The organism is Streptomyces griseoaurantiacus (assembly GCF_036189845.1).
GTDB classification, from domain to species: domain Bacteria; phylum Actinomycetota; class Actinomycetes; order Streptomycetales; family Streptomycetaceae; genus Streptomyces; species Streptomyces griseoaurantiacus.
On the sequence record NZ_CP108326.1, the window covers coordinates 3,369,826 to 3,395,911 of the forward strand.

Below are 26,086 nucleotides of genomic sequence, written 5' to 3' on the forward strand. Positions count from 1 at the left end.
GGGGAGAAAGACTCCCGGTACGACACGCACCCTGTCGTACCGGGCGACGACGTGGCACGATCCCCCAGGCGTCCGAAAGTTACTGACGGGAAACTCAGTTATTTGGGGGACGGAGTATGGGATCCGGACAGCGGAGCCTGACCACGGCGGCCATCGCCCTGGTCTGCGCGGTCACCGTGCTGAGCGCACCGGGCACGGCGTTCGCGAGCGCTTCGGCGCCGAAGCCCCCGCCCGCGCCGTCCTCCGGCGGCCAGGGAGGCGGGGACGCGTCGGCGGACGCCAAGAACTCCGCCGACGGCGGTTCGACGGACGGCAGTTCGGCCGGCACCCCGCCCACCTCGACGGAGGACACGGCGACCGACGCTCAACTCGAGGCCGTGCAGGAGAAGTTGGACAAGCTGTACCACCAGGCCGCGGTCGCCACGGACGCCTACAACGCCGCCGAGGAGAAGGCCGAGAGCCAGTCCGCCCGCATCGCCGAGCTGAACCGCCAGATCGACGCGGCCAAGGCGAAGCTGGGTGAACTGCAGGACCGGGCCGGCGCCGCGGCCCGCGCCCAGTACCGCGGCGGGACCCTGCCGCCGGAGATGCAGCTCTGGCTGAGCAAGGACCCGCAGAAGTTCCTCGACGGTGCCCAACTCGCCCGGCAGGGCCAGCAGGCCACCATGGGCCTGATCGACGAGCTGAAGCAGACCAAGACCGATCTGGGGAAGCTCTCCAGCGACGCCTCCGACCGCTACGAGAAGCTGGAGGCCAACCGCAAGGAGAAGGCCTCGGCGAAGAAGCGGGTGAAGAAGCGGATCGCCGCCGCGGAGACCCTCCAGGACCAGTTGGAGGCGAAGGAGAAGGAGCGGCTGGCCAAGCTGGAGGAGGAGGCCGCCCGGCAGGCGCAGACCGACTGGCTCGACTCCGGTGTGCTGAAGGACGTGAACACCAAGGCGTCCGCGGCGGGCCGCGAGGCGGTGGCCTTCGCCACGGACCAGATCGGCAAGCCGTACGTGTGGGGCGCCGAGGGGCCGAACTCCTACGACTGCTCGGGACTGACGTCACAGGCCTGGCTCGCCGCCGGCCACGCGATCCCGCGGACCTCGCAGGAGCAGTGGAAGCAACTCCCTCACGTCGCCCTCGCGGACATGCGCCCCGGTGACCTGATCATCTACTTCGAGGACGCGAGCCACGTGGCCATGTACCTGGGCGACGGCAAGATCGTCCACGCCCCGCGCCCCGGCCGCACGGTGACGATCGCCGGCGCGGGCACGATGCCGATACTCGGGGTGGTGCGCCCCGACGCGTGAGGCGCACCGCGCACGCCCTCGCGAAGCCGGGTGACACCCGCGGCACCGCCTGACGATGTCCACGGCGCCGCGCGAGGACGTCCTCGGCAGCGGTGGGCAAGGTCCGCGCCACCCGGCAGGCGGTCCTCGACCGTGCCCCCTGCCGGCGCGAGGCACGGGGCGCCAAGGCCGGGGTGACGTGCGGTGTCGCGTGACGCACCCCACCGTCCGTCCCTCGGCGGGCCGTCGAAGGGTGTGCCGCGCACGTGACGTTCGTCATCCCGCACCCCGTCCCGGGGTGTCCAAGTCCGCCGCGTATCGCGGCATATGACGGCGGCGCCCTGCCCCGCGTGGTCCGGAACACCATTCCGCTGCGGGCGCGGCTACCGCTATGGTCCCCGTCGGTGGGCGAGGTCCTTCGCGCCACCACGCCCTCGGGGGGAGGGAAGGAACCCAAGACGATGCCCGTACCCGTACCGCGGCAGAGAGCGATCCCGGCCGCGGAGAGTGGTCAGGCTCAGGCCGCGCCCCACGTCAGCGGCCCGTCCACGGAGACGGGCCGCGAGCCGCCCGCCGAGGGCGTCCGCGGTCCGGCCACGGACGCGCCGGCCGACGGCACGGCCGTGCCGGACGGCTCCGCCGTGCCCGCCGCGCCGGCCTCCGCCGACGCCACGCCCGCCAACCTCACCCTGCTGGTGATCGAGGACGACCCGGCGGGCTCGCCGATCGTGCCCGAGATGCTCGACTCGGCGGGCCGCCCCATCCGACTGCGCACGGCCCGCAACCTCACCGAGGCCGAGCGGCTGCTCACCGACGACGTCCACTGCATCCTGCTCGACCTCGCGCTGCCCGCGCCCGGCCGGGCCGCCGACAGCGAGGACGAGCTGGTGGTACTGCGCCACGTGCTGGAGCTCGCGCCCCGGCACGCCGTCCTCGCGCTGACCGCCAGCGGTGACGCCGAGCGCGGCGCCGAGGCGGTGCGCGTGGGCGCGCAGGACTACCTGCTGCGCGAGGAGCTGGACGGCAGGCTGCTGAGCCGGGCGATCCGGTACGCGGTGGAACGCAAGCGCTCGGACACCGCCGAGCGGCGGCTGACCGAGTCGAAGCTGCGCGCGCAGGAGAACGCCCGGCTGGAGCGCGGGCTGCTCCCGACACCGCTCCTCGAGGGCTCCTCCCTGCGCTTCGCGGCCCGCTACCGGCCCGGTCGCTCGCGCGCGCTGCTCGGCGGGGACTTCTACGACACCGTGCGCACCCCGGACGGCACCGTGCACGCGATGATCGGTGACGTCTGCGGGCACGGTCCCGACGAGGCGGCGCTCGGCGTGGAGCTGCGCATAGCCTGGCGGGCGCTGACGCTGGCGGGGCTGTGCGGCGACCGGTTGCTCTCCACGCTCCAACAGGTGCTGGAGCACGAGCGCGACAACGACGAGATCTTCGCGACGCTGTGCACGGTGGACATCGCGCCGGACGGCCGTCGCGCGGGCCTGTGCCTGGCCGGCCATCCGGCCCCGCTGGTCGCCCGCCCCGGCCGGGCGCCGGAGCTGCTGCCGTACGACAACAACGGCCCCGCGCTGGGCCTGCTGCCGCGGGCCCGCTGGCCCCGTACGCAGGTGGAGCTGGGGGCCGCGTGGAGCCTGATGCTCTACACCGACGGCCTCATAGAGGGCCACGTCGGGAACACGGGAGAACGCCTCGGCCAAGAGGGAATGCTCGGGCTGGTGCGCCGCCGGCTGGAACAGGGCCTGAGCGGCGAGACACTGCTGCGCACCACGGTCGACGAGGTGCGCGACCTCAACGGCGGCGAGCTCACGGACGACGTGGCCGTCGTCCTGCTGGACCGCAGCGCCTGACGCCCCCGCCGGACACCGCGAACCCGGCCCGGCCCGACCCGGCCGGAGCGCGCCGTGCCGTGTCTGCCGCGGCCGAGAGGGTTCAGCGGCCGCCGTTGTAGGGCCCGTACGGGCCGTCGCTGCTGCTGCCGCCGCTGCTCCGGCGCCCGAAGCCGCCGCCCGAGACCCCGCGCAGGGCGGGACGGACGTCGACGAAGAAGACGATCGTGGCGACGAGGCCGGCGAGCTGCAGGAACAGCATGGGGATCAGCAGGTTCACCGCGACCGTGACGCCGAGGATGATCAGCCAGAAGCCCTTGGTCTTCTTGTCGGCGGCACGGTAGGCGTCGTCGCGGAAGAGCGCGGCCATGACCAGTGCCACCACGGCGAGCACCAGCATGGCGGTGTAGAGCAGCCACATCAGGCCGCCGAATGCCGTCAACAGCATGTTGCCCACCGTCCGAGTCGTGGTCGTGGTCGTGTCGTCCTTCGGCCGACCGTGCGCCGGTACGGCCACCGTACCCGTAGAACGGGCCGGGCATTCCGGAAGTGCCCGGAGCGTCCGGCCCGTTCCCGCACCCCGGTCACTTGGCCGGAGGCGTGGTCTTCCTGGCCGTGCTCGGCTTGCGGGCCGGGGCCTTCTTCGCCGGGCTCGCCGGGCTCGCCTGACTCGTCGCGGTGGACTTGCGCGCGGTGGGCTTCGGCGCGGTCGCGGACGGCTTGTCGTCCTCGATCCGGACCGGCTCCGCGGGCTTGGCCACGGGCTTGACGGGCTGCACCGGGCGGGGCTTGGCCTGGCTCTTCGGCGCGGGCTCGGGCTCGACGGCGATCGCGAGGTCCTCGATCTCCTCGGCGGCGTCGCCGCGCCAGGTGCGCACGGCCTGCTCGCCCTGCTCGGCGACCTTCTCGTAGGCCTCACGGGCGCGGACGGCGTACTCGGCGGCGACGCCGACCCCGCGCAGCGCGAGGTCCTGGGCGGACTCGCCGAGCTTCTTCAGGTCGGTGTCGAAGGAGCCGATGAGGTCGTTGACCCGGGCCTGAAGGGTCTCCTGCGCCTCCTTGGCGCGGGCGGCGGCCTTCTCCTGCACGGCCTTGGGGTCGGTGTTGCGCACGGCATCGATACGGGCCGGCGCCTCGTTGCGGAGCTGCTCGACCAGGCTCGGCACCCGGAGGGCCTGCTTCCATGCGAGGTCGGCGGTGCCGGCGGCGAAGTAGAAGGGCTTGGGGTCGCTGAGGGTCTTGCGCAGGTCGTCGGTGATGGCCATGACGATGGTCCTCCCGGATTGCTGTCTGCTGAGGGTTTGTGGTGACCGCGGCACCCGTCCGGCTGCCCGTCCGGTGGGCGCGGCCGGGGTTCAGCCGGCCGTACGCCGCGGTCCGGCGTCGCCGCCGGCCGTGCGCGAGCCGTTCACGGTGCCGGTGCCGGTGCCGCCGTCCGGGGCGGCCTCGGCCTCGGACGGACGGAACGCATCGGGTGCGCCCGGCGCACCCTTTGTACCGTCCGCGTCCACGGCGACCGTCGCCGCCGCGCCGCCCGTCCCGGCGTCACCGGGCACGTTCTCCAGCCCGCTCTCGTATCCGTTCCCGTGTCCGTTCTCCTTGCGGAAGGACTCGTAGATCTGGAGCAGCACCTGCTTCTGGCGCTCGGTGAGCGTGGGATCGGCGAGCAGCGCGGCCCGGGTCTCGACCTCGACGCGGTCACGCTCGGCGTCGAGGATGCCGGCCCGCACGTACAGCGTCTCGGCGGAGATCCGCAGCGCCTTGGCGACCTGCTGCAGCACGTCCGCGCTCGGCTTGCGCAGCCCACGCTCGATCTGGCTCAGGTACGGATTGGACACGCCGGCGGCGTCGGCGAGCTGCCTGAGCGACAGCTGCGCGTTTCGCCGCTGCTCACGCAGGTACTCACCGAGATTGCCGACATTGAGCGTTGCCATGCCTCCACCATGCCCCACCCTCGCTAACTTTTGCAAGCACCCGCTTGCAAAAGTGCGCCACGCCACTGGGCTCCTCACCATGGGGGCGACGGTCTCCGCTTCACCCGCTCCCAGGCCGCGTCGAGGCCGTGACCCGCCCGGGCTAGCCTGGGCCGGCATGATCGTCTGGTTGAACGGCACGCACGGGGTGGGCAAGACGACGACGGGTGCCCTCGTGCGGCGATTGGTCCCGGGTTCGCGGGTGCTGGATGCCGAGAAGGTCGGCGAGACACTCATGGACATCGAGCCGGGGCTGCCCTGGACGGGCAACTTCCAGGACTGGCCGCCGTGGCGGCCGCTCGTGGTGGAGACCGCCCGGCGGGTGCTCGAATACACCGGCGGCACCCTGGTGATGCCCATGACCGTCCTGGTCGAGCGGTACTGGCGGGAGATCGGCGCGGGCCTCGCCGAGCACGCGATTCCGGTGCGCCACTTCGTTCTGCACGCCGACCGGGACACGCTCCTGCGACGCATCGAGGAGGACACCGTCCTCGGCCCCTCGGAGTTCCGTCTCGCCTACGTCGAGCCCTACGCCGAGGCGGCCCGCACCTGGCTGCACCAGGAGGCCGAGGTCGTCGACACCACGCGCCTCACCCCCGCCCAGGCCGCCCGGCGGATCGCGGAGGCCGTCGCGAGGGGGTAGAGGGGTGAGGGCCGAGGACGCGTACGGCCACCCGGTGACGGCCACCCGGTGACGGCCACCCGGTGACGGCCACCCGGTGACGGCCACCGGGTCGAGCCCCGCCTCCCCCCGTGCGGAGGCGGGGCCCGGCCGTGGGTGCCGGGGTGGTCAGCCGGCCTGGCTCGGGACCTGCTTGTTGGCGTCGACCACCGCGCGCTGGGTGATCGCGCTGGTGAAGGTGACGGTGCCGACCTCGAAGGGGCTGTCCGGGGTCTTCTCGACGACGACGTTGCGTTCGCCGAGGAAGCTGAGGGTCTTCTTGTCGAAGATCCACTCGGTGCGCTCGCCGTCGGTGTCGTTCTGCCGGGCGATGGCCACCCCGTGGCGGCCCACCGCGTCGACCGCGTCGTCCACCGCCACGACCCCCGGGATCTTGGCCGCGGCCTTGTAGAGGGCGGCGGCGAGGCGGGCCGGCGGGTAGCTCTCGGTGAGCAGGTCGCCGATGGCGACGAAGGCCGCCTGGTCGCGGGGGACCTCCTTGTCCCGTTCGGCGTCCGAGTCCCGGTAGATGCGGCGGAGCAGCGCGTCGGGGTTGGTGGGGAGCGCCGCCAGGTCGTTGTAGGCGGAGCTCACCGGGATGTCACTGGAGAGGGTCATGCCCTTGTCGCTGGTCTCGCCCGGCTCGATCAGCCAGCCGTCCTTGCCGTCCAGGGAGTTCCAGACCTGGCGGGTGTGCAGCTTCTCGCTGACGACCGTGGTCTTGTCGTCGACCGTCTTGGGGTAGGTGTCGGCGACCTTGGAGGCGATGTAGACGTACTGGCCGGCGTGCGGCGCCGGTTCGGAGACCTCGGCGGCGGCGAGGGAGATCCGGTCGAGCAGCCGGGGGGCGCCCTGGGTGTCGGCCGTGCCCACCGTGGTGGTGAGCGCGGGCCCGGTGGCCAGCGGGGTCCTGCCGCCGTCTCCGTCGCCGCCGGACACGACGACGGTGGTGACGACCGCGCCCGAGAGCGCGAGGGCCGCCGCGGGCACCAGGACGACGCGGCGCAGGAACGGGTTGCGGTGCCGGGGGACGGCGACCGGACGGTCGTCGGAGGCAGTGGCGGCGGACGTGCGGAGGTCCTCGTGGATCTGGGTCATCATCTGCTCCTTGTGGAACTGGTGACGGCCCGCCGGCAGGTCTCGCGGAGCGGAGGGCAGGAGGCCCTGCGTCTCCGTCCACTCAGCCGGGTGCGGCTGGGAGGGCTTGGCGTTCATCGGTGTCCTTCCTGTGCGGACCGGATCACGTATCCGCGATCACCTGTTGTCTGCCGATTCGTGGCGGTGAGTTCCCGTTCGCCACGAAATTTCTCCGGGCCGCCGTCCGGGCCCCCGTCCTTGAGCAGTTGCGCGTCGGCGAGCTTGCGCAGCCTGCGGCGGGCGCGGGAGAGCCGGGAACGGACGGTGCCGAGGGGGATGCCGAGGACCCTGGCGGCGTCGGCGTACTCCATGCCCTCCCACAGGCACAGCGTCAGCACCTCGCGTTCGGGGCGTTTCAGCAGGCTGAGGGCGGTGAGAGTGGCGGCGATCCGGCGCCGGTCGTCGAGCCGTGCGGCCGTCTCCTCGGCGTGGTCCTCGACCCGTTCCCGGGCCGCGCCCTCGGCGGCCACCGCCTCGGCGGCGTTCCGGTACCGGCGGTTGCTGCGGTACTGGGAGCGGGCCACGTTGGTCGCGATGCCCAGCAACCACGGCCGCAGCGAGCCCCCTTCGGCGTCGACGGACGCACGGCGGCGCCACGCCTCCATGAACGTCGCGGACATGACGTCCTCGGCCGCGGACCAGTCGGCGGTCAGCCGGAAGGCGTGGTTGTACACGGCCCGGGCGCACTCGTCGAAGAGTTCCGCGAAGGCGTCCGGGTCCCCGGCGCGCACACGGCTTCGCATATCTGTGGTCACGTCCTGGACTGCCGTCCCACGCGCCCGAGTTCCCGTGTCCTGCGTCACATCGCCCCTCGGCATCACTCCGCCCGCCCTTCCGGGACCGGCACGACCAGCGGCACCGGCGACAGCGGCGACAGCGGCGACAGCGGCGACAGCGGCGACAGCACAACACAGACAATTCGGCGGTTCGTCTTCGCTTCGCCCCGGACCTCTGAACTTGCTCAAGTTCTCCCGGAGGAAAAGCAATTCGAAGGATCGCGGGTGTCTCATGGAACTCGACACCGCCTGCACTCTCCATCGGCTGGGGGTCATGAACCATGCCCAAGGACGATCGCAGTACTGTTCGCCGTGCGCATCGCGGCTTACCCAGCGCTTTTCGCCCCGAAAACAGCACCGGAACCTCCTTATTCCGGCCCGCGAGCGAGATGACGGCCGCGAGGCACCCACTGTTCCCGCCCCACCGGAACAGACAGGGCCTGGTGGCCGTGGCACTGCTCGTGGGCGTGACCGCGGTGTGGGGGTCGACCTTCCTCGTCATTCAGGACGCGACCGACACCATGCCGGTTCTCGATTTCATGGCCGCGCGTTTCACGGTGGGCGCGCTGGTTCTGGCGGCCTTGCGACCGCGCAGAATAATGTCGCTCGACCGCGCCGGCTGGGCCGGGGGAGCCGCTCTCGGCATTGCTCTCGGTACGGCCTACACCTTGCAGGTATTCGGCCTGCGGCACACCTCCGCGACAATCTCCGCTTTCGTCACCGGAATGTTCGTGGTGTTCACTCCGCTGCTGGCCGCACTCGTACTGCGCCGGCGCGTCACGCCGGCCGCCTGGGCGGGGACCGGCCTCGCGTTCGCCGGACTCGCGCTGCTCACCCTCAACGGCCTCCGTGTCGGCACGGGTGAACTCCTGACCCTGGGCTGCGCCCTGGGCATCGCCCTGCAGATCCTCGGCACCGACACCTGGGCGGCGGGACGGGACCCCTACGCGCTCGCCTTCGCCCAGATGGCGACCGTGGCCGTCGCTGCGTCCCTCGCGGCACTGCCCGGAGGGCTCAGCCTCCTCCCGCCCGACCGGGCCGCCTGGTTCGGGGTGGTGTGGACCGGGGTGTTCGCCACGGCCGCCGCTCTGGTCGTCCAGACCTGGGCACAGACCAGACTCAGCCCCGTGCGGGTAGCGGTCGTCCTGACCCTGGAACCCGCCTTCGCCGCCCTGGTGGGGGTGTTCGCCGGTGACGTCCTCTCCGCCCGGCAGGTGATCGGCAGTCTGCTGGTCCTGCTGGCCATGCTCCTGGTCGAACTCCGCACCACCCCGGCCGCCGGCCCAGGCACCGGCACCGGCACCGGCACCGACAGGCGGACGGAGCCCGCCGCCGTGCCCCGCCTCGCCCCGAGCAGCACCCCGTAGAGGCGCCGGGCGCCGCCTCCCCGCGCCCCCGTCTCCCGCACGCCCTCCCCCCACTTCCCTCCGCCCCCACTCCCTTTCACCCCGCACGCCCACGCATGCCCCCGCGTGCGCACCGCCCCCGGAAGGACACCCTCATGCTCGGCCAGACCCCCACCGATCACGTCACCACCGATCAAGCCCCCGGCGAGGCCAGGGCACTTCTCGAGGAGGCGGCACGCGAGCGCGTGGCTGCCGGCGCCACCGGCCAGACCGTCCTGAGCCGCCCCGAGTGGCTGTCGTGCGGACCCCTGCGACGGGCCCTGCGCGAGACGGTCCTGCCGCCCGACCCGGCCCGGGGCTTCCGGGTGGTCGAGGGGCTCTTCGGGGGCCTCCTCGACCTCGGCGCCACCCCGTCGCACTGGTCGCGGAACGACCCGGACGCCACCGCGCCCTTCGAGATCTCCCTGGCTCTCGTCGCGGAGACACTCGGTTCCGTCTTCGGCTGGAGCGAGCAGCAGGAGGGGCGCCTGGTGCACGACATCGTGCCGAGCAAGGGCTTCGAGCACCTCCAGGTGGGCGCGAGCAGCGCGGTGCCGCTCGTCTGGCACACCGAGGACGGGTTCCATCCCCAGCGCGCCGACTACCTCCTGCTCGCCTGCGTGCGCAATCCGGACGGGATCGGCAGCAGGCTCGCCTCCGTGCGCGATCTCGACCTCGACCCCGACGACGTCGCACAACTGCGCCGGCCGCTGCTCGCGATAGAGCCGGACGACAGCTACGCCTACGGCGACGGGAGCGCGGAACCGGCCGAGCCGGTCGGGATGGCGACGCTGTGGGACCGGCCGGACGGGCTCTGCGTGCGCTACGACCCCTCGTACACGCGGTATCTCACCGACGACAAGGACTTCGTCTCCGCGCACGAACGCCTCGGCGCCGCCTTCGAGGAGCAGGGCTTCGTCGTGCCGCTGTCCCCGGGCGACCTGCTCGTCATCGACAACGACACCCTGGTGCACGGGCGGCTCTCCTTCCGCCCCCGCTACGACGGCACGGACCGCTGGCTCAAGCGGGTGCTGGTGCGCTCCCCGCGCAGCAGGCCGGCCGCGGAGGGACGGGAGCACGGCTACGACCAGCGGCGGGTCTTCCCGGCACGGGCCACGCTCCCGACCGGGGCGGGCGGTTCGCACTGGTAGGGGACCGGGCGGGCCGGGTCACCACGGCAGCGGTCGGCTGTGCAGCACGTCCAGCCGGGAGACGGCGCGGGTGAGGACGACGTAGAGGCGGTGCGGGCCGCGCGGTTCGGCCTCGGCGATCGCCGCCGGTTCCACGGCGACGACGTGGTCGTACTCCAGCCCCTTCACCGCACCCGCCGGCACCACCACGACGGGGGCGGCCGGTCGTTCCGGACCGGCCGCCCCGATGCCCGCGGCGCCGAGGACCCCGCGCACCCGCTCGGCGTCACGATCGACGGTGATCACACCGACCGACCCCTCGTGCGTGAGCGCCCTCCTGACCGCCTCGACGACCGCGCCGTCCAGCTCCTCCGGGCGCCGCACGTGCCGGACGGTCAGTTCGCCGTCCCGGCGCAGCGACCGGGCCCGCGGCACGTCCACGTCGAGCCGGTCCAGCAGCCGGTTGGCCAGGCCGAGGACGGCCTCCGGCACCCGGAACCCGGTGGTCAGCGGGATCACGGCGGCCTCGGGCCGGCCCAGGTGGGCGAGGAGGGCCGGCCAGTCCCGCGCGGACCAGGGGGTGGTGCCCTGCGCGAGGTCCCCGAGCACGGTGAGGGAGCCGAAGGCGGCCCGGCGCGCGATCGCCCGGCACTCCATCGGCGAGAGGTCCTGCGCCTCGTCGACGACGACGTGCGCGTAGCCCTCCGGGTGCTCGATCAGTCCGGCGAGCTCGTCGAGGAGGACGAGGTCGGCCGCCGACCAGCGCGCCGAACGGGGGGAGCGGGGCGCTCGCGCCCAGGCGAGGGCGCGCTGTTCACTCTCGTCCAGCAGCCCTTCGGCCGCCGCGGCGAGCACCGTCCGGTCGCCGAGCAGCGCGGCGAGCACCTCCTCCGGGCGCGCCCGCGGCCACACCGTGTCGAGGTACGCGCCCACCGGGCGGCAGTGGGCGACGCGCCGCAGCCAGGCGGCGCCGAGCGGCCCCGTCCGCCGTTCGGCCCGCTCCCGCACGTGGTGCGCGATCCGCGTGCGCACCCGCTCGCGCCCCACCGCGTACGGCGGTTCCTCTGCCCGTACGGCCGCCACGATCTGCCGCAGCGTCCCGCCGGACACGCGCAGGCGGTGGGCGCCGACCGGCACCGTGAGGTCGGCGGCACCATCCGGGTCCACCCCGGCGTACAGGGCCCGGCGCAGGACCTCCGCCATCCGGGGGTCGTGCTTGACCTCGGCGGCACGCGACGCGTCCTCGGCGGTGACCGGGTGCCGGGCGATCTCGTCGGCGAGCGTGGACTGGCGCACGCCGGTCTCGCCGAGGGCGGGGAGCACCTCGGAGATGTAGGAGAGGAAGGTGCGATGGGGGCCGAGGACGAGCAGGCCGCCGCGGCGGATGCGCCGCGGGTGGGTGTAGAGGAGGTAGGCGGCCCGGTGCAGTCCGACGGCCGTCTTGCCGGTGCCGGGGGCACCCTGGACGCACAGGGTGGTCGACAGGCCGGCGCGGACGAGGTCGTCCTGCTCGGGCTGGATGGTGGCGGCGATGTCGCGCATCGGGCCGAGCCGGGGCCGTTCGATCTCGGCGGTGAGGAGGCGACCGGGCCCCTCGGGGGCGGTGGCACCGGTGAGGGGCTCGTCCTCGAAGCCGGTCAGGTCGGCCGAGGCGCCGCGGCTGCCGGGGGCCCAGCCGAAGCGGCGGCGGACGGCGACGCCCTGCGGCTCGGCGACGCTCGCCTGGTAGAAGGCGCGCGAGACGGGTGCGCGCCAGTCGACGACGAGGGGCGGGGCGGCCGGGTCCGTGCTGAGCCTGAGCCGGCCGATGTGGTAGCTCTGCCCGGCGTGCCCGGGGGCGTCCTCGGCGAAGTCGAGGCGCCCGAAGAAGAGCGGGCCCTCGGGGAGTTCCCGCAGGTCCCAGGCGCGGCCGCGCAGTTGTCTGCCGAGGACTTCCGCGTCGGCGCCGGAGGCGGAGACGTCCGCCCCCGTGACGACCTGTTCGTCCGCGCCGGCGAGCAGCGCGGCGAGCGCGGCGCGGCAGGCCTCGTGATGGGCGCGTTCGGCGCGGAGCGGGGCGGGTGGAGCGGGGGCGGGGGGCGTGAGGGACACCGAGGACACCGAGGACACCGAGGACACGGAGGGCGCGGAAGCAACCGAGGGCGCGGCAGGCACGGGCGGGGGTACGGCGGAGGGCATGGGCCCAGCGTACCCAACTTCCGTTACTCGGTAACGTTTTTTACTCAGGCATCATTGCCTGGAGCGTTCGGCTCACCTCGGGCCCCCGAACCCGCCCAGCCCTTCCCCCAGCCGTCCGAACGCCCGCTGCGCCGCCTCGACGGCCTCGCCGTGGACGTCGTCCGCCCGCTCCCCCGCCGCCATCCGCCGCCAGTTCTCCAGCGCGAGGACCCGCTGCACGGCGATGATCTGCGCCGCGGCGAGCCGGGCGTCGAGGCCGCCGCCGAGGGCCGAGGCGAGCGCGGCCTCGGAGCGTTCGAGGTAGCCGTGGAGCCGGGCGGCCAGGGCGGGGGTGCCGTAGAGGAGCCGGTGGAAGTCGAGCACGGCGGGGGCGTCGTTGAGCCCGGTGACGGGGTCGCGGTGGTCCAGCCCGTCGAGGAAGCGGGCGCGCAGCGCGGCGACCGGTGAGGTGCCCTCGGCCCGGGCGGCGACGACGCGGGCCGGCTCCGTCTCGTGGTCGGCGAACCGGTGCAGGACCAGGTCCTCCTTGGTGGGGAAGTACCGGAACAGCGTCGGCTTGGAGATCTCCGCCGCGGCGGCCACCTCGGCCACGGACACGGCGTCGAAGCCACGCTCCAGGAACAGCGCGATCGCGGTCTCGGAGACGTCCCGGTACATCCGTAGCCGCTTCCGCTCCCGCAGGCCGACGACACCGGAAGGACCGGGCAGACCGGCAGGACCCGACGGACCGGAGGGACTCGACGGACCGGAAGGACCACCGGCAGCGGCCGCCGCGTCACCGGCGCCCCGGCTCCCGCCGTCCACCGCGCTGCCCCCGTCCACCGCGCTGCCCCCGTTCGCCACGCTCCCGCCGCTTCCGTCGTTCCCGTGCTTCTCCCTCATGCCGCCGAGCCTACGCAGCGGCCCGCCACCCGGGGCCCCGGGCCGCGTACCGTCACCGCGCCGCTCGGTCCAGGGCCGCCGCGATGCGGTCGGGGGCCGGGACGCCGGTCAGGCGCAGGGGACGCCGGGCGGCGGTGAGGACGGCGTGCAGCCGGTGGGCCTCCTTGACGAGGAGTCCCTCGTCGTCCGGGCTGCGGGTGAGGAATTCGGTGGCGCGGACGACGTCCGTGAACACGGACTGGGCCCGTTTGAAGTCGAGCAGCTTCTCCAGGTCCTCCTCCCAGCCCTTGGTGCCGCCCTCCCAGGCCGTCCCCGCCCAGCGCTCCTCCATGACCTGCGCCCACCGCTTGGCGACGAGCCGGTGCTGCCAGTCGGGGTAGCGCATGAGGTACAGGTGGGTCGCGAGGTCGTAGAGGGGATCGCCGAACATGGCCAGTTCCCAGTCGATGGTCCACAGCCGGCCGGCCGCGTCCACGACGAAGTTCTCCCGGTGCAGGTCCGCGTGCAGCAGGCAGAAGCGGCGCGGCCGCAGGCCCGCGACACGGTCCCGCAGCGCGGTGAAACAGCCGTCGTCGAGCCCGAGTTCGTCGAAGAGGGGGCCGAGACGGGGCCGGTTGTACCGGTAGACGCGCTGTTCCGCGAAGTGGACGAGCCGCTCCAGGAAGTCCGCGCTGTCATGGTCGTCGGAGCGGTCCTCCGGGGTGCACCTGCGCTCCACCGCCAGGTCGCCCGGGGCGATGTCCGCCAGCCTCTCGAACAGGACGAAGACCTGGTCGACGAGCGCGTCGGGGACGTGCTCCCCGGAGGGGTGCAGTTCCCCGAGCGTGTGCCCCTCGATGAACTCCTGCAGCAGCGTCTCGTCCGAGACCGTGTAGACGCGGGGAATCGCCGCCCCTTCCACGTGCCCGCGCAGCGCGAGCAGCAGCCGTTCCTCCGACAGGAAGCAGCGACGGTCGAACCAGAGCAGGTTCTCCCGCGGCGAGCGGCACTTGCCGCGCCCCGCGTCCCCGCCGGCCACCGCCTCGGGCAGCGGGATCACGTACGTCTCGTGGTGGTAGCCCTCGAGCGGCCCCTCGACCGCGCTCGGGTCGCCGCTCAACTCGGCGGCGCGGTCCCGCGCGGGAGAGGAGTCGGGTTCGGATGACATGGTTCGTCATTTCCTCGGGCTGAGCACACCAGTGGTGTGGAAGTGAAGCACGGTACTCCCCCCGAGAACGAGCATGCTGCCAGATGTCGTCGCCCCCGTGGCACCTGACGTGCCAAGAGGGTGACGGGGCGAGCGCGTGTACGGGTGGTCCGGGCGGTCGGGCCCCTTCGGGGCTACCGCAGTCCGCTCAGCACCTGTTCCAGGGAGCCGACGATCGTGGTGGCGTCGGCGGCCCGCAGGGCCTTCTCCTTCTCGTCGTTGCGGGCGTAGCCGAGGAAGGGGACGCCGGCCTGGGCGGCGGCCTGGGCGTCGGAGGGACTGTCGCCGATCATCAGGGCGTCCTCGGGGGCCGCGCCGAGTGCGCCGAGGGCGCGGTTGAGGTGGTGCGGGTCCGGCTTGAGCTGGTGGAGCTCGTGGGTGCGCCCGTAGATGTGGGGGGCGAAGCAGTCGAGCAGGCCGCGGCCCCGGAGGTAGGCGGAGGCCGTGCGCGCGGAGTTGTTCGTGGTGACCGCGAGGCGGGCGCCGACCGCGGTCCAGGTGCGGATCACCGGATCGGCGTACGGCGTCGGCCAGGCGTCGGGGACGGCGAGGAGCTCGTGGTGCGTGAGCAGTTCCTCCAGGGCCGTGACGAGGTCGCTGCCGGGGTGGCGTTCGTCGACCGCCCTGAGGATGACGTGCGGATCGGCGGCCCCCTGTTCCTCCTCGGTCAGCAGGTGGAGCAGGCCCTGCCCCCGCAGCCACTCGCGCATCTCCCGGGCCACCTCGTCCGCCGGGTGCCCCGCGAAGAGCCTGCAGATCGGCCCGTCGAAGTCCCAGAGCACGAAGCGGGCACGGGTGACCAGTCGTCGGACGTTCTCGGAATCTGCTGTCACCGCATCAGTCTGCGTCGTTTCAGGAGTCACTAGGAGAGTGTCAGGTCCGACGTGATGGTTTCCCAGAGGGCGTCGAACCACGACTGCGACTCCTCGACGAAGGCCGAGTCCCGCTGCCCGGCGCGTTTCTCGAAGGAGAAGAGCAGCGACTGGGAGCCCAGGGCGTCGAACATCTCCAGGGTGCCGCTCTCCATCTCCTCGGCACGGCGGGTCAGCATGTAGTACGCGAGCAGCGCCTCGTCGCCGTTGAGCAGGTACAGCTTTATCGGCGGGGTGAACGGCAGGGCCCGGAAGGTGACACGCACGTCGATGCCGTGGGTGCCGCGCAGGGAGAGCAGATTGTGCTGGAGGACGTGGCCCTGGGCGTTGCGCTGGCCCAGCCAGCGCTTGTGGACGGTGTCGTCCTGGCCGCGCCCCTCGACCGGCACCGGGAAGGCCAGGTCGATCTCGCGGGAGGGCAGGAGGATGCGCACGTCGATGGAGCGGGGGCGCAGCCGGCCCTCGTGGATCAGCCGGAGGGGCTCGCCGATCGCCACCATCAGCGTCTCGGCGGTCAGACAGGCCGCGTCGACCCGGACCTGGGGCGCGGAGAAGGCCTCGACGAGGCGCGGGGCGAGGGCGACCATGGTCGGCCGGGGCTCGTCCACGGTCGGCGCGGCCTCGGCGATGCGGGGCGGGCTGCCCTTGCTGACGTTGCTCAGCAGGCCGTCCTCCTGGAGCACGCGCAGGGCCTGGCGGACGACGCCGCGCTCCACCTCGAACTCCTCGGCCAGTCTGGCCTGGGTGGGCAGCCGGTCGCCCGCCTTCAGCTCACCTGCGCGGATACGTTCCCGCAACGCGTCGGCGATCTCCTGGGGCGAGCGCTTCTCGGCTCTCTGCTGGGGCACGACCAAACGTTACAACTTTCCTCCATCTCGGACGAGTTGTTTGGAACTTGTTTCGGACTGAACGCCAACTGGGAATAACTACAACCAAGTTGGCAACCAACTTGGTTGAGTTGGTGGAAACCCTCTCCCACATGGCAGCCGACATCCGCACCGCCCCGTCCGCCCTGAAGGGGGTGCCCCACCATGCCCGTCCAGATCGTCCTGAGCACCGTGTTCACCGCCGGTGTCGAACAGTTCCTCCAGTGGCGGTACGGCCCGATGGGCTTCGTCGGGCTGGTGCTGCTGACCATCGGGGTCAAGGCGAGGAACGTCACGTGCGGCTCGCTCGGCGTGGTCGTCCTCACGCTGCTGATCACCGGGCCGAGCTTCTAGGGCCTGCTCCAGGAGTCCCGCCCGTCCGCCTCTCAGGGCGCGGGCTCCAGGTCCGAGCTGATCGTCTCCCAGAGCGCGTCGAACCACAGCTGGGACTGCTCGACGAACGTCGTGTCCCGGGTGCCCGCACCCTGCGCGAAGGGGAACAGCACCACCCGCGTGCCCTCCGCGTCGTACATCTGCAGGGCCTCGTGGTCGATCTCGGCCTCGCGCCGCCGCACCGTGTAGTACGCGAACAGCGCCTCGGTGCCGTTGAGCAGGTACAGCTTGACCGGCGGGGTGAAGGGCAGGGCGCGGAAGGTCACGTGGACGTCGATGCCGTGGGTGCCGCGCAGGGCCAGCAGGTTGTGCCGCAGCACCTGGCTCTGTGCGTTGCGCTGGGCCAGCCAGCGGCGGTGCACCTCCCCCTCGGCGGCGTCCGCGCCGGCCACCGGCGTCGGGAAGGCGAGCGGGATGTCCCGGCGGGGCAGCAGCACCCGCACGTCGACCTTGGCCGGTTTGACGCGCCCCGCGTGGATCCGGCGCAGGGGCTCCCCCAGCGCCAGGTTCAGCGAGATCGACGTCAGGCACAGCGCGTCGATCTCCACGTGGGGCGCGGCGAAGGCGGCCGAGATGCGCGGGGCGAGGGCGACCGTGGTGGGCCGGGGCTCGGCGGCCGGGCCGTCCGGCACCCGTCCGGCGTCCGGGGCGACGGTCGCCGGGCTGCCCCGGGAGACGCCCGCGAGCAGGCCCTCGGACTGCAGGATGCGCAGGGCCTGCCGCACGGTGCCGCGCTCGGTGCCGAACTCCTCGGCCAGCATCGCCTGCGTGGGCATGCGCGCCCCGGCACGCAGTTGCCCCGAGCCGATGCGGGCGCGCAGGACGTCGGCCACCTCGCGCGCGCGGCGCCGGGGGCCCGGGGGCTTCTGCCGCCCGTCGACGGGTGTCGTGCCCGGCGTGTGTTCGGGTCGTTCCGGAGAGTGTTCCGGCGTCACGGCCAAACAGTACAACTTCTCGCCATCTCCGGGCAGTTCATGGAAGGGTGGTTATAAGACGTCTCCAAGTGGAGATAACTCAGGTTGAGTTGGTCGCCAACTTGGTGGGCGACCTGGTCGGTCAGCCTGGTCGGTCAGCATGGTCGGCCGAACTCCCTTCCGGAGGGGAGCCGGGAGCTCGGCCCGCACCATCCGCACCACCGCGCACCACCCGCACAGCCACAACCGAACATCGGCGGCGGAAACCCCGCCGCACCTCCGCACAGTCACAACCGCATACGGCACACGGCACAGTCACAACCGCACCGCCACAACCGAACAGGCGCTGCCGCCGCGAGGCGCGCGGCAGGCGTCAGAAGACGTCCGGGCACCACGGTCGCCGGGACGTGCGCAGCAGGGCGTCGGCCAGTCGGACGGCGCCCTCTCGCTGTTCCCGGACCCTGCCCAGCGCGGCGAGCCGAGCCGCGGAGTCGTCGCCGAGCCACAGCGGCGCGAGGTCGCCGACGGTCAGGCTCAGGTCGGGGTCCTCGGTCGTCGGCGCGCAGCGGGCGCCGTCCCGGGCCGCCTCCAGCCGGTAGCGGCCGCCGGACAGCCCGTCCCCGTCGGTCACCTCCAGGACGAGCGTCCCCTCGCTCTCGTAGGTCCGCGCCTCCAGGGCCCGTACGACGTCCAGGATCCGCACCCACAGCCAGTCCGCGAGGGTGGTGAGGCGGGCGGCGCGCGGGTCGGGCAGGAGGTGCGGCAGCAGGTCGTCGGGGGCACGGTGGCCGCTCCGCACCCGGGTCACCCAGTCGATCGAGCACACGTGGTGCCACAGGGCGCGCTCGGCGGCCGGGGTGGTCGCGATCAGGCTCCTGACCTGGGCGGTGACCTGGGGCTGCTTGCCGCCGCCCCATTCCTCGTCGCACGTGTAGGTCACCAGGCCCTGCAGTTCGCCGGAGGCCGAGTGGTGGACGGCGTGGAACGGCTCCGTCCAAGGCCGGCCGAACCGTACGAGGCCCGTGGCGGCGCGCCACCACAGGTCGGGCCGGTCGACCGCGCCCGGCTGGACGGCGCACAGACGCGCGTGCAGGCCGGGGCCGAGCCTGCGGACGTCCTCGCCGTCCACGAGGTCGATCCGGCCGCCGTCCTCGGGACCCGCCCACCGGGGGTCCAGGCCGGAGCGGGGGACCTCGACCGTCCACTCGGCGGTGTGGGCGGCGGGGCCGAAGCCGAAGCGGCCGTAGATCGGGTACTCGGCGGCGATCAGGGTGGCGACGACGTCCCCGCGCTCCTTCGCGGCCGCCAGGTCGTGGGCCATCATCCGGCTCAGCAGACCGCGCCGGCGGTGGGTGGGCGCGACCCCGACGTTGGTGACGGCGTCGGCGGGCACGGTGGCGCCGCCCACCACCGTGAGCCGCTGGGGGAAGGAACGGAAGGTGGCGACACAGCGCCGCGGCGCCGCCTCGTCGAAGGCGCCGAGGGTACGGGCCGGGTCCAGCGGTTCCAGGCGCTCGGCCATGGCCTCCGGCTGGGCATCGGCGCCGAGCGGGTCCGTGGTGCGCAGGAAGACGGTCTTCTGTGCCGTGAGCCAGGCGGGGAGCTCGGCGGCGGTGACCGGGCGGACGTCGAGTATGCGGGAGGAGGACGGGGTCATGCGCCCACGCTAGGCGGGCGGGGTCGGGGGTGTCCTCCGGGTTTTCGTCGGCCCGGGACCGGCGGCGAGGGGCGCGCACGGGGCGGCTGTCGGTGGTGTGCCCTACGGTCCTGGCATGGCAGCCAGAATCGATCTGACCCTCGACTGCGCGGACGCCGCGCTCCTCGGCGCGTTCTGGCGGACGGCGCTCGGCTACGTGGACGAGCCCCCGCCCGCCCCCTTCACCACGCGCGAGGAGTGGCTCGCGCAGTTCGACCTCCCCGAGGACGACACCGAGGACGACGCCGTGTGGCTCTGCGATCCCGAGGGCGTGGGCCCCCGGCTGAGCATCCTCACGGTGCCCGAGCCGAAGACCGCGAAGAACCGGCTCCACATCGACATCCGGGTGCCGGGGCACGGCGGTCCCGCCGAGCGGTGGGCGCGGATCAGGGCCGAGGCGGAGCGGCTGGTCGCGGCGGGCGGGGCCGTGCTGACGGAGGTCGAGGAGCACCACGTGGTGATGGCCGACCCGGAGGGCAACGAGTTCTGCGTCGCCGCCGCCGCGCCCTGACCCGGCCGGGCGCGTGCTCCCCGCCCCGCCTCCTCACGCCCGCCGCCCCGCACGATCCCCGTGCGCTCAGCCCAGCAGGTCCTCCACCTGTGCCTCGCCCTCGCGGTAGCGGCGGGCGATCTCCCTGGTGCACTGGTCCGTGGTGCGTTGCAGGGCCCGGCGGCGGCGGGAGATCCGGCGTTCGTAGCGGCCGAGGCGGGTGAGTCCCGTGGTCAGTTCCTCGTCCGTGCGGGCACCGAGGTCGGACAGCTCGACCTCGCCCAGCATGTCCGCCGCGAGCCGCCGGTACTCCTCGCCCTGCGGGGTCCCCAGGGTCACGTGCCGGGCCGAGGAGCGCTGCGCGGCCGGGGCGTCCGTCAGGATCGCGGTCAGCCGCTTCACGAAGCCGTCCTCCGGCGCGGCCGTCCCCCCGCGCCGGGCCAGTTCCGCGCGCAGGATGTCGATGCGCCCCTGCAGCAGCCGCCGTACGTAGCTGAGGTCCGCCTCGTCCCGCTGGGCGTCCCGGCGCAGGATGCGCAGCTCGGGCAGGCTCAGGGCGGAGAGGTCGGGCTCGGGCGGTTCGGGGGGCAGCGGGCTGTCCGTGCGCTGCACGGGCGGCCGGTGCTCCCCCGCGCACACCGTGCGGGCCAATGACGCGATGTCGGGCTGCTGCCCGATGCTCGGTGTGGTCATGCTGCTGCTCCACCGTCCCCTCGACCGGTGCGGCGCACCGACGGGTGCGGCCGCATCACGCATCGTGCCATCCCCGGTGGCCGTTATATGACCAAGTGCCCCCCGACAGCCCCGTATGGACGGTCGAGGAGTGACAAGAATCCCCTTCGAGTACCCCCCGAGGTCGTACACCGTGCGCACGGCATCATGGTGCCCATGCGAGCGGTGGTGCAGAGGGTGGACGGCGCCGAGGTCGTCGTGGACGGCGAGACGGTCGGCGCGATCGAGGGCGAGGGACTGTGCGTCCTGGTGGGGGTCACCCACGAGGACACCGAGGAGAAGGCGGCGCGACTGGCCCGCAAGCTGTGGACGCTGCGGATGCTGGCCGACGAGCGCTCGTGCAGCGACATCGACGCTCCGCTGCTGGTCGTCAGCCAGTTCACGCTGTACGGGGACGCCCGCAAGGGGCGCCGCCCGACGTGGAACGCGGCGGCGCCGGGGGACGTCGCGGAACCCCTGGTCGACGAGGTCGTCGCTCAGTTGCGCGCGCTGGGGGCGACGGTGGCGACGGGCCGGTTCGGAGCGCGCATGCGGGTCTCGCTGACCAACGACGGCCCCTTCACCGTCCTGCTGGAGATGTGACGGGGCGCACGGCCGGGGACGGTTCGGGGCCCGCTGGACTCGACGGGCCCGACGGCCCGACGAACGGCTCAGGGCTCGACGACCGTCTCCTGCGCCGCCGCCGTGGAGTCGGCGAGCAGCGGCGCGTCGACGGGGACGTTCCGCTTGACCAGGGCGAGTGCGACCGGGCCCAGCTCGTGGTGGCGCACGGACGTGGTGATGAAGCCGATCTTGCGGCCCTCGGGCCCGTCCGCGGCCAGGCGCAGCTCCGTGCCCTGCGGCGGCAGGTGCACCTCGCTGCCGTCGAGGTGCAGGAAGACCAGCCGGCGCGGCGGCTTGCCCAGGTTCTGCACCCGGGCGACCGTCTCCTGGCCCCGGTAGCAGCCCTTCTGCAGATGGACGGCGGTGGCGATCCAGCCCAGCTCGTGCGGGATGGTGCGGTGGTCGGTCTCGAAGCCGAGACGGGGGCGGTGCTGCTCCACGCGCAGCGCCTCGTAGGCGAGCAGTCCCGCGGCCGGCCCGTGCCCGGCCGCGTACGCCTCCAGATCGCCCCGGGGCAGGAAGAGCTCACGGCCATACGGTGTCTCGCGGACGACGACGCCGCCGGGCACGTCGGCGATGGAGCCGGCGGGCTGGTGGACGAGGGCGTAGTCGGCGGTGCGGTCGGCGACCTCCACCCGGTTGAAGAACTTCATCGACTCCAGGTAGGCGACCAGCGCCTCCTGGGTGCCGGGTTCGACGTGCGCCCAGGTGGTCTCCCCGTCGTCGACCAGATAGAGCGCGTGTTCGATGTGGCCGTGCGGGGAGAGGATGAGCGCCTCGGTGGCCCGGTGCGCGGGGAGGTCGCTGACGTGCTGGGTGAGCAGCAGGTGCAGCCAGCTCAGCCGGTCCTCGCCGGTGACCGTGACGACGCCGCGGTGGGAGAGGTCCACGAATCCGGTGCCGTCGGCGAGGGCGCGCTGCTCGCGGAACAGGTCGCCGTAATGGGCGGCGACGCCTTCGTCCACGCCCTCGGCGGGGACGGCGCCGGACAGGGACAGCAGAGGACTCTTCATGGTCATACAGCCTACGACCGGATTTCCGCCCCGTTTATTTCTCCCCCGGGCTCCCGCCGTGCGCCCGGGCCGTGCAGGCCTCGCAGCGGCCGAAGATCGCGAAGTGCTTCATGTCGGTGTCGAAGCCGAACTCCGCGCGCAGCTTGGCGGTGAACTCGGCGGCCACCCCGACGTCGGCCTCGATGACGTTGGTGCAGTCCCGGCACACCAGGTGCAGATGGTGGTGCCGGTCGGCGAGGTGGTAGGTCGGCGCCCCGTGCCCGAGGTGCGCGTGCGAGACGAGTTCCAGCTCCTCCAGCAGCTCCAGGGTCCGGTAGACCGTGGAGATGTTCACCCCGGAGGCCGTCTTGCGCACCTCGGCCAGGATGTCGTCCGGAGTCGCGTGCTCCAGGGTGTCGACCGCTTCGAGCACGAGCTGGCGCTGCGGCGTCAGCCGGTAACCGCGCTGCCGCAGATCGGTCTTCCAGTCGGTGGCCACCACGCGCTCCAGTCTAAGGGCTGTCCCGCCGTCGAACCGGGCCCCGCGGAAAGGCGGGAGCGCCCGGCGCGGGGCGCCGGGACCGTCACTTGAAGAACGCGATGCCGTCGTCCGGCATGTCCTCGGGCAAGGCCTTGGCCCAGCGCTCGACGTCCTCCGGGGAGACGACCTTCTTCAGGTGGGCCGACATGTAGGGGCGCAGCTCGACCTCCGGGGTCTGCTTCTCGCCGACCCACATCAGGTCGCTGTTGACGTACCCGTACAGGCGCTTGCCGCCGGTGTACGGACCGGAGGCGGCGGTCCGGGCGACGGCGTCGGTCACGAGGTCGACCTGGGGCTTCTTGTCGGCCAGTTCGCCGTACCAGACCTCGACGACACCGTCGTCGCGGACCATGGTGACCTCGACCTTGCGGTCGGCGTCGATCCGCCAGAAGCCGGACTCGCTCTCCAGCGGCCGCACCTTCTTGCCCTCGCCGTCCAGCACCCAGCTGCGCGAGTGGTACTCCAGGAAGTCCCGGCCGTCGTGCGTGAAGGAGACCTCCTGGCCGAAGTTGCACTTCTCGGAGCCGGGGAAGTCGTGCACGCCGGCGCCGGCCCAGTTGCCGAGCAGGAAGGCGAGCGGGACGAGGCCCTTGTGGAGGTCGGACGGGATCTCGATCATGAGCGGGGCTCCTGGACGACGGTCAGCGCTGGCCCTGGTACAGCTTCTTCACGGTCAGGTACGCGAAGGCGAGCACGCCCACGCAGACCAGGACCAGCAGGGTTTCGAAGAAGATCTCCACGGGGTGCTCCTCGGGCGAGCGGTACGAGCGGTACGCACGGACACGGCAGTGGCACTACAGGGCCGGGCCCCAGCTTACGCGGCCGGGGTCCGGCCCTCCTCTCCGGGCCGCTCAGCCCAGCAGCTCGCCCTGGAGCACGACCGTCTGCTGGAACGGCACGGCCTTCGCCCCGCCCTTGCGGGACTGCGTCACCAGCGCGACGACGTCCCCGGCGGACAGATACGCCTGCCGCACCTGCTCGGCGCCGTACGGCTCGGACTCGACGTAGAGCGAGCGGTTCTCCCCGGGGACGGCCGCCTGCTCCGGCCAGTCCTCGTCGAAGACGGACAGGGCGGCTCCGCGCAGCGCGGGAGGCTCGTCGATGGTGTGGCTCAGCTCGTTCCGGTACAGGTCCTCCGCGACGGTGGCCGAGCCGAACTGGAGCAGGTAGATCCGGGTGCGTGTGCCGTCGGGCATGGTCCAGCCCCGGGCGGCCACGTGCCGCAGCCCGTGGTCGGCGAGCTTCGCGCCGAGGTCCTCCCGGTCCTCCTTCTCGGCGTACACCGACAGGAAGTCCTTCGCCGGCAGCCAGCCGTCCTTGCCGCGCAGTGCCGTGTCGACGCGGGCCCCCTTCGGCGCGGGCAGGACGAGCGCGCGCAGGTCGGCGTAGTGCGACCCGGCCTTGTTGGCCGTGTCCAGGGGCCCGGGGCGGCCGGAGGGCAGCGGCGGCCGGGTCAGCTCCGGGTAGTCCCAGCGGCCGTCCGAGGCGGTGGCCAGCCCGGGCAGGTCCGTCCGCTCGGCACGGGTGAGGCCGTACGCCGTGGACGCCCCGACCGCCGCGAACACGAGGGCGGCGGCGGTCCACCGCAGCGCCGTCCACAGGGCTCGGCGGTCCTTCCTCATCGGGGCGGGCGAGGTCGGCGGGGCCACGGAGCCGTCCTCGACGGGAGTCTCCCGGCCGGCGACCGCAGCCTGCCCGGTGGGGGAGGCCTCCTCGGCGGGACCCTCCCGGCCCGTGACCGCGTCCAGCCCGGTGGGGGAGGCCTCCTCGGCGGGAGCCTCCTGACCGGCGAGGGCGTCCTGCGTGGTGAGGGCTTCCCGTTCGGCGGCGGCCTCCTGCCCGGCGGGAGCATCCCGTTCCGCCGGGGCGTCCTGCTCGGCGGGAGCATCCCGCCGTATCGGCGCTTCCTGCTGCTGGTCGGTCATACCGCCTCCCCCGGCTCCGCGATGCGGTCGAGCTGCTTCTTCAGGAGCCGTGCGGCTCCCTTGGTGCTCATCGGCGACACCCCGTCCGCCGTGGCCGTGACCAGCACGTCTCCTTGGCGGGCGAAGCAGTACATCATGTCCAGTTTCTCGCCGGCGTCCTTCGGCGGCAGGTAGCACCGGGCGTCCTTGTGTCCCTCGATGCGGGGCCCCGCGCGCAGGATGTCGCCCAGGAGGTCCAGGAGCCGGCCCTGTCCGGCGACCGAGGTCCGCACGGAGGCCCGGTCCATGCGGACCAGCGTGATGCTCGCGGTGCCGACCTCGTCGTGGTAGCTGTTGTTGAGGTAGCTGCGCATCGCCATGCCCTTGATGTGCTGCTTGTCGATCTCCCGTTCCAGCTTCCCGCGCTGGGTGCGCGGCAGCCCGCGCAGCGCCTCCTTGCGCAGGGCGGTGGCCCGGGCGCCGCTGAGCTCGGCGTCCGCGCCGAACTCGCCGAGGTCGGGTCCCCGCTCGTAGTCGTCGGTGCCGTAGGGCACGAGCAGCGAGGCGAGGCCGGTCGCGGCGGGCACCTTGGCGTCGTGCTTCGCCGGGATCTTCCACGAGGGGGCGCCCGCCGTGCGGTCGGCCCCGTCGACGGCGACGGCGGTGTACCCCACGCCGCCGAGGATGGCGAGGGCCAGCACGGCCACCCCGAGGAGCCGCCCCACCCGGGCACGCCCGCCGGGACGGGCGGAGGCGGCCGGTTCCTCGGCGGCCGAGGCCGGCGTGGTCGGCGAGGTCGGCGAGGTCGGCGAGGTCGGCGGTGCCGGTGTGATCGGCGAGGTCAGCGGTGCCGGTGTGATCGGCGAGGTCGGCGGGGTCGGTTCTTCGGTGCTCACAGGCGCTCCAGCTGTCGCTCGGCCAGGCGCGTGACGGTGGCCCTGGCGACCGGCCGGGTGCCGGTGACGTAGATCTCCAGGCAGACGTCGCCGCGCCAGGCGTACGCCTCCGCGTGGTACTCCGGCAGATGGCCGGCCTTCGTCCTGGGCCGGGTGTGGACGTACACCCGGCCCTCCTCCGTGCCGGGGAGCACCGAGCTACGGCTGTCGCTCTCGCGGTCGGACCAGTACAGGTTGGACCGGTTGGTGACGGCCGCCCCCGCGTACTCCTCCTGCCGGTACTGCACGAGGCGGATCTCCACGCCGGTCCGGTCGCCCTGCTGCCAGCCCACGACGGCGGCCCGGCGGAACTCGTTCTCCGCCTCGTGCGCGTAGGCGCCGGCGGGGTCCTTGTAGGTCTCGGCGTACGTGGCCAGGTCCATCCAGCCGTCGCCGGCCACGGACTCGACCCATTCCGCGTCCTTGGCCCCGGCCGGCTTCTTCAGCAGCAGCTTGCGCAGGTCGCCCTCGGTCCGCAGCCAGGGGTCCCGGGCGGGGGACAGCGGTTCGGGCTCCCCCTCGGCCTGCTCGAGGACCGGCTGGGAGAGGGAGGGCAGTGCGGTCGGCGCGCGGTCGGCCTGGATCAGGTATCCGGCGCAGGCCCCGGCGATCAGCCCGAGCACGGCGGCCCCGGCGATCAGCAGCGGGCCGCGGCGCCGCCGGGCCGACGGCGCGGAGGGGCCGGAAGGCGGGGCGGCAGACGGAGCGGAGGGTGCGACAGGCGGTGCTTCGGGCGC

The 26,086-nt window shown here is 73.2% G+C and carries 27 protein-coding genes; 8 read left to right on the forward strand and 19 right to left on the reverse strand.

Annotation, left to right across the window (positions count from 1 at the left end; translation table 11 throughout):
- Positions 1-116: 116 nt before the first annotated feature.
- Positions 117-1,295 (forward strand): C40 family peptidase, encoded by a 1,179-nt coding sequence (locus tag OHB09_RS14960; protein WP_328922092.1) that lies wholly within the window; start codon positions 117-119, stop codon positions 1,293-1,295.
- Between the two features lie 440 nt (positions 1,296-1,735).
- Positions 1,736-3,124 carry a PP2C family protein-serine/threonine phosphatase gene (locus OHB09_RS14965; protein WP_328922093.1) on the forward strand — a complete coding sequence of 463 codons (1,389 nt, stop codon included), beginning with the start codon at positions 1,736-1,738 and terminating at the stop codon, positions 3,122-3,124.
- 82 nt (positions 3,125-3,206) lie between these two features.
- Here OHB09_RS14965 and OHB09_RS14970 read toward each other — a convergent pair whose 3' ends face one another.
- From OHB09_RS14970 to OHB09_RS14980, 3 genes are all read right to left on the reverse strand, one after another.
- Positions 3,207-3,551 carry a DUF2516 family protein gene (locus OHB09_RS14970; protein WP_040894550.1) on the reverse strand — a complete coding sequence of 115 codons (345 nt, stop codon included), beginning with the start codon at positions 3,549-3,551 and terminating at the stop codon, positions 3,207-3,209.
- Between the two features lie 136 nt (positions 3,552-3,687).
- The gene (locus OHB09_RS14975; protein WP_006139098.1) at positions 3,688-4,368 is read right to left on the reverse strand and encodes a hypothetical protein; all 681 of its coding nucleotides are present in this window, start codon (positions 4,366-4,368) and stop codon (positions 3,688-3,690) included.
- A 90-nt stretch (positions 4,369-4,458) separates the two neighbouring features.
- Positions 4,459-5,037 (reverse strand): helix-turn-helix domain-containing protein, encoded by a 579-nt coding sequence (locus OHB09_RS14980; protein ID WP_191854866.1) that lies wholly within the window; start codon positions 5,035-5,037, stop codon positions 4,459-4,461.
- A 157-nt stretch (positions 5,038-5,194) separates the two neighbouring features.
- Here OHB09_RS14980 and OHB09_RS14985 point away from each other — a divergent pair, with 157 nt between their 5' ends.
- Entirely contained in the window at positions 5,195-5,719 is a 525-nt protein-coding gene (locus tag OHB09_RS14985; protein ID WP_191889816.1) for a P-loop NTPase family protein, read from the forward strand.
- A gap of 147 nt (positions 5,720-5,866) precedes the next feature.
- Here the strand turns inward: OHB09_RS14985 and OHB09_RS14990 are convergent, their stop codons facing one another.
- Both OHB09_RS14990 and OHB09_RS14995 read right to left on the reverse strand, forming a co-directional pair.
- Complete coding sequence (locus OHB09_RS14990; RefSeq protein ID WP_328922094.1) at positions 5,867-6,952, reverse strand: CU044_5270 family protein; 1,086 nt, start codon at positions 6,950-6,952, stop codon at positions 5,867-5,869.
- Positions 6,949-7,617: an RNA polymerase sigma factor gene (locus tag OHB09_RS14995; RefSeq protein WP_328922095.1), complete on the reverse strand. Its 669-nt coding sequence runs from the start codon at positions 7,615-7,617 to the stop codon at positions 6,949-6,951. Before OHB09_RS14995 ends, OHB09_RS14990 begins: the two co-directional genes overlap by 4 nt.
- A gap of 476 nt (positions 7,618-8,093) precedes the next feature.
- Here OHB09_RS14995 and OHB09_RS15000 point away from each other — a divergent pair, with 476 nt between their 5' ends.
- Both OHB09_RS15000 and OHB09_RS15005 read left to right on the forward strand, forming a co-directional pair.
- Positions 8,094-9,017, forward strand: a complete 924-nt coding sequence (locus tag OHB09_RS15000) for a DMT family transporter (protein WP_328922096.1) — start codon at positions 8,094-8,096, stop codon at positions 9,015-9,017.
- Positions 9,018-9,151: 134 nt separating this feature from the next.
- Positions 9,152-10,186 carry a TauD/TfdA family dioxygenase gene (locus OHB09_RS15005; protein ID WP_191889812.1) on the forward strand — a complete coding sequence of 345 codons (1,035 nt, stop codon included), beginning with the start codon at positions 9,152-9,154 and terminating at the stop codon, positions 10,184-10,186.
- 18 nt (positions 10,187-10,204) lie between these two features.
- Here OHB09_RS15005 and OHB09_RS15010 read toward each other — a convergent pair whose 3' ends face one another.
- The 5 genes from OHB09_RS15010 to OHB09_RS15030 all read right to left on the reverse strand — a co-directional run bounded on the left by OHB09_RS15010 (position 10,205) and on the right by OHB09_RS15030 (position 16,137).
- Complete coding sequence (locus tag OHB09_RS15010; RefSeq protein ID WP_328922097.1) at positions 10,205-12,343, reverse strand: HelD family protein; 2,139 nt, start codon at positions 12,341-12,343, stop codon at positions 10,205-10,207.
- Between the two features lie 72 nt (positions 12,344-12,415).
- Entirely contained in the window at positions 12,416-13,000 is a 585-nt protein-coding gene (locus tag OHB09_RS15015; protein ID WP_191854913.1) for a TetR family transcriptional regulator, read from the reverse strand.
- Between the two features lie 277 nt (positions 13,001-13,277).
- Positions 13,278-14,372, reverse strand: coding sequence for an aminoglycoside phosphotransferase family protein (locus OHB09_RS15020; protein WP_167794322.1), 1,095 nt, complete (start codon positions 14,370-14,372; stop codon positions 13,278-13,280).
- 173 nt (positions 14,373-14,545) lie between these two features.
- The gene (locus tag OHB09_RS15025) at positions 14,546-15,244 is read right to left on the reverse strand and encodes an HAD family hydrolase (RefSeq protein WP_006139112.1); all 699 of its coding nucleotides are present in this window, start codon (positions 15,242-15,244) and stop codon (positions 14,546-14,548) included.
- Between the two features lie 29 nt (positions 15,245-15,273).
- Positions 15,274-16,137, reverse strand: coding sequence for a GntR family transcriptional regulator (locus tag OHB09_RS15030; protein ID WP_167794321.1), 864 nt, complete (start codon positions 16,135-16,137; stop codon positions 15,274-15,276).
- Between the two features lie 177 nt (positions 16,138-16,314).
- Between OHB09_RS15030 and OHB09_RS15035 the strand changes: the two genes are divergently transcribed.
- The gene (locus OHB09_RS15035) at positions 16,315-16,503 is read left to right on the forward strand and encodes a hypothetical protein (RefSeq protein WP_006139114.1); all 189 of its coding nucleotides are present in this window, start codon (positions 16,315-16,317) and stop codon (positions 16,501-16,503) included.
- Between the two features lie 32 nt (positions 16,504-16,535).
- Here the strand turns inward: OHB09_RS15035 and OHB09_RS15040 are convergent, their stop codons facing one another.
- Together OHB09_RS15040 and OHB09_RS15045 are read right to left on the reverse strand one after the other, a co-directional pair.
- Positions 16,536-17,477, reverse strand: coding sequence for a winged helix-turn-helix domain-containing protein (locus tag OHB09_RS15040; RefSeq protein ID WP_191889811.1), 942 nt, complete (start codon positions 17,475-17,477; stop codon positions 16,536-16,538).
- A 352-nt stretch (positions 17,478-17,829) separates the two neighbouring features.
- Positions 17,830-19,113: a GNAT family N-acetyltransferase gene (locus OHB09_RS15045; RefSeq protein WP_191854875.1), complete on the reverse strand. Its 1,284-nt coding sequence runs from the start codon at positions 19,111-19,113 to the stop codon at positions 17,830-17,832.
- A 115-nt stretch (positions 19,114-19,228) separates the two neighbouring features.
- On the opposite strand from OHB09_RS15045, the gene OHB09_RS15050 reads away from it, so the two are divergent.
- Positions 19,229-19,663: a VOC family protein gene (locus OHB09_RS15050; RefSeq protein WP_093599956.1), complete on the forward strand. Its 435-nt coding sequence runs from the start codon at positions 19,229-19,231 to the stop codon at positions 19,661-19,663.
- Between the two features lie 66 nt (positions 19,664-19,729).
- Here OHB09_RS15050 and OHB09_RS15055 read toward each other — a convergent pair whose 3' ends face one another.
- Positions 19,730-20,335 carry an RsiG family protein gene (locus tag OHB09_RS15055; protein ID WP_093599959.1) on the reverse strand — a complete coding sequence of 202 codons (606 nt, stop codon included), beginning with the start codon at positions 20,333-20,335 and terminating at the stop codon, positions 19,730-19,732.
- A 195-nt stretch (positions 20,336-20,530) separates the two neighbouring features.
- Between OHB09_RS15055 and dtd the strand changes: the two genes are divergently transcribed.
- The gene (gene dtd / locus OHB09_RS15060) at positions 20,531-20,956 is read left to right on the forward strand and encodes a D-aminoacyl-tRNA deacylase (protein WP_040894527.1); all 426 of its coding nucleotides are present in this window, start codon (positions 20,531-20,533) and stop codon (positions 20,954-20,956) included.
- Positions 20,957-21,024: 68 nt separating this feature from the next.
- On the opposite strand, the gene ygfZ is transcribed toward dtd, so the two are convergent.
- The 6 genes from ygfZ to OHB09_RS15090 all read right to left on the reverse strand — a co-directional run bounded on the left by ygfZ (position 21,025) and on the right by OHB09_RS15090 (position 25,972).
- Positions 21,025-21,990: a CAF17-like 4Fe-4S cluster assembly/insertion protein YgfZ gene (gene ygfZ, locus OHB09_RS15065; protein ID WP_040894555.1), complete on the reverse strand. Its 966-nt coding sequence runs from the start codon at positions 21,988-21,990 to the stop codon at positions 21,025-21,027.
- Positions 21,991-22,024: 34 nt separating this feature from the next.
- Positions 22,025-22,471, reverse strand: coding sequence for a Fur family transcriptional regulator (locus OHB09_RS15070; protein ID WP_040894528.1), 447 nt, complete (start codon positions 22,469-22,471; stop codon positions 22,025-22,027).
- An 82-nt stretch (positions 22,472-22,553) separates the two neighbouring features.
- Positions 22,554-23,129 carry an FABP family protein gene (locus tag OHB09_RS15075; RefSeq protein ID WP_191854877.1) on the reverse strand — a complete coding sequence of 192 codons (576 nt, stop codon included), beginning with the start codon at positions 23,127-23,129 and terminating at the stop codon, positions 22,554-22,556.
- Between the two features lie 232 nt (positions 23,130-23,361).
- Positions 23,362-24,132 carry a hypothetical protein gene (locus tag OHB09_RS15080; protein ID WP_213088832.1) on the reverse strand — a complete coding sequence of 257 codons (771 nt, stop codon included), beginning with the start codon at positions 24,130-24,132 and terminating at the stop codon, positions 23,362-23,364.
- A 299-nt stretch (positions 24,133-24,431) separates the two neighbouring features.
- On the reverse strand, positions 24,432-25,310 hold the full coding sequence (locus tag OHB09_RS15085) for a hypothetical protein (RefSeq protein ID WP_328922099.1): 879 nt from the start codon (positions 25,308-25,310) through the stop codon (positions 24,432-24,434).
- Positions 25,307-25,972 carry a hypothetical protein gene (locus OHB09_RS15090; RefSeq protein WP_167792663.1) on the reverse strand — a complete coding sequence of 222 codons (666 nt, stop codon included), beginning with the start codon at positions 25,970-25,972 and terminating at the stop codon, positions 25,307-25,309. Before OHB09_RS15090 ends, OHB09_RS15085 begins: the two co-directional genes overlap by 4 nt.
- Positions 25,973-26,086: the final 114 nt, after the last annotated feature.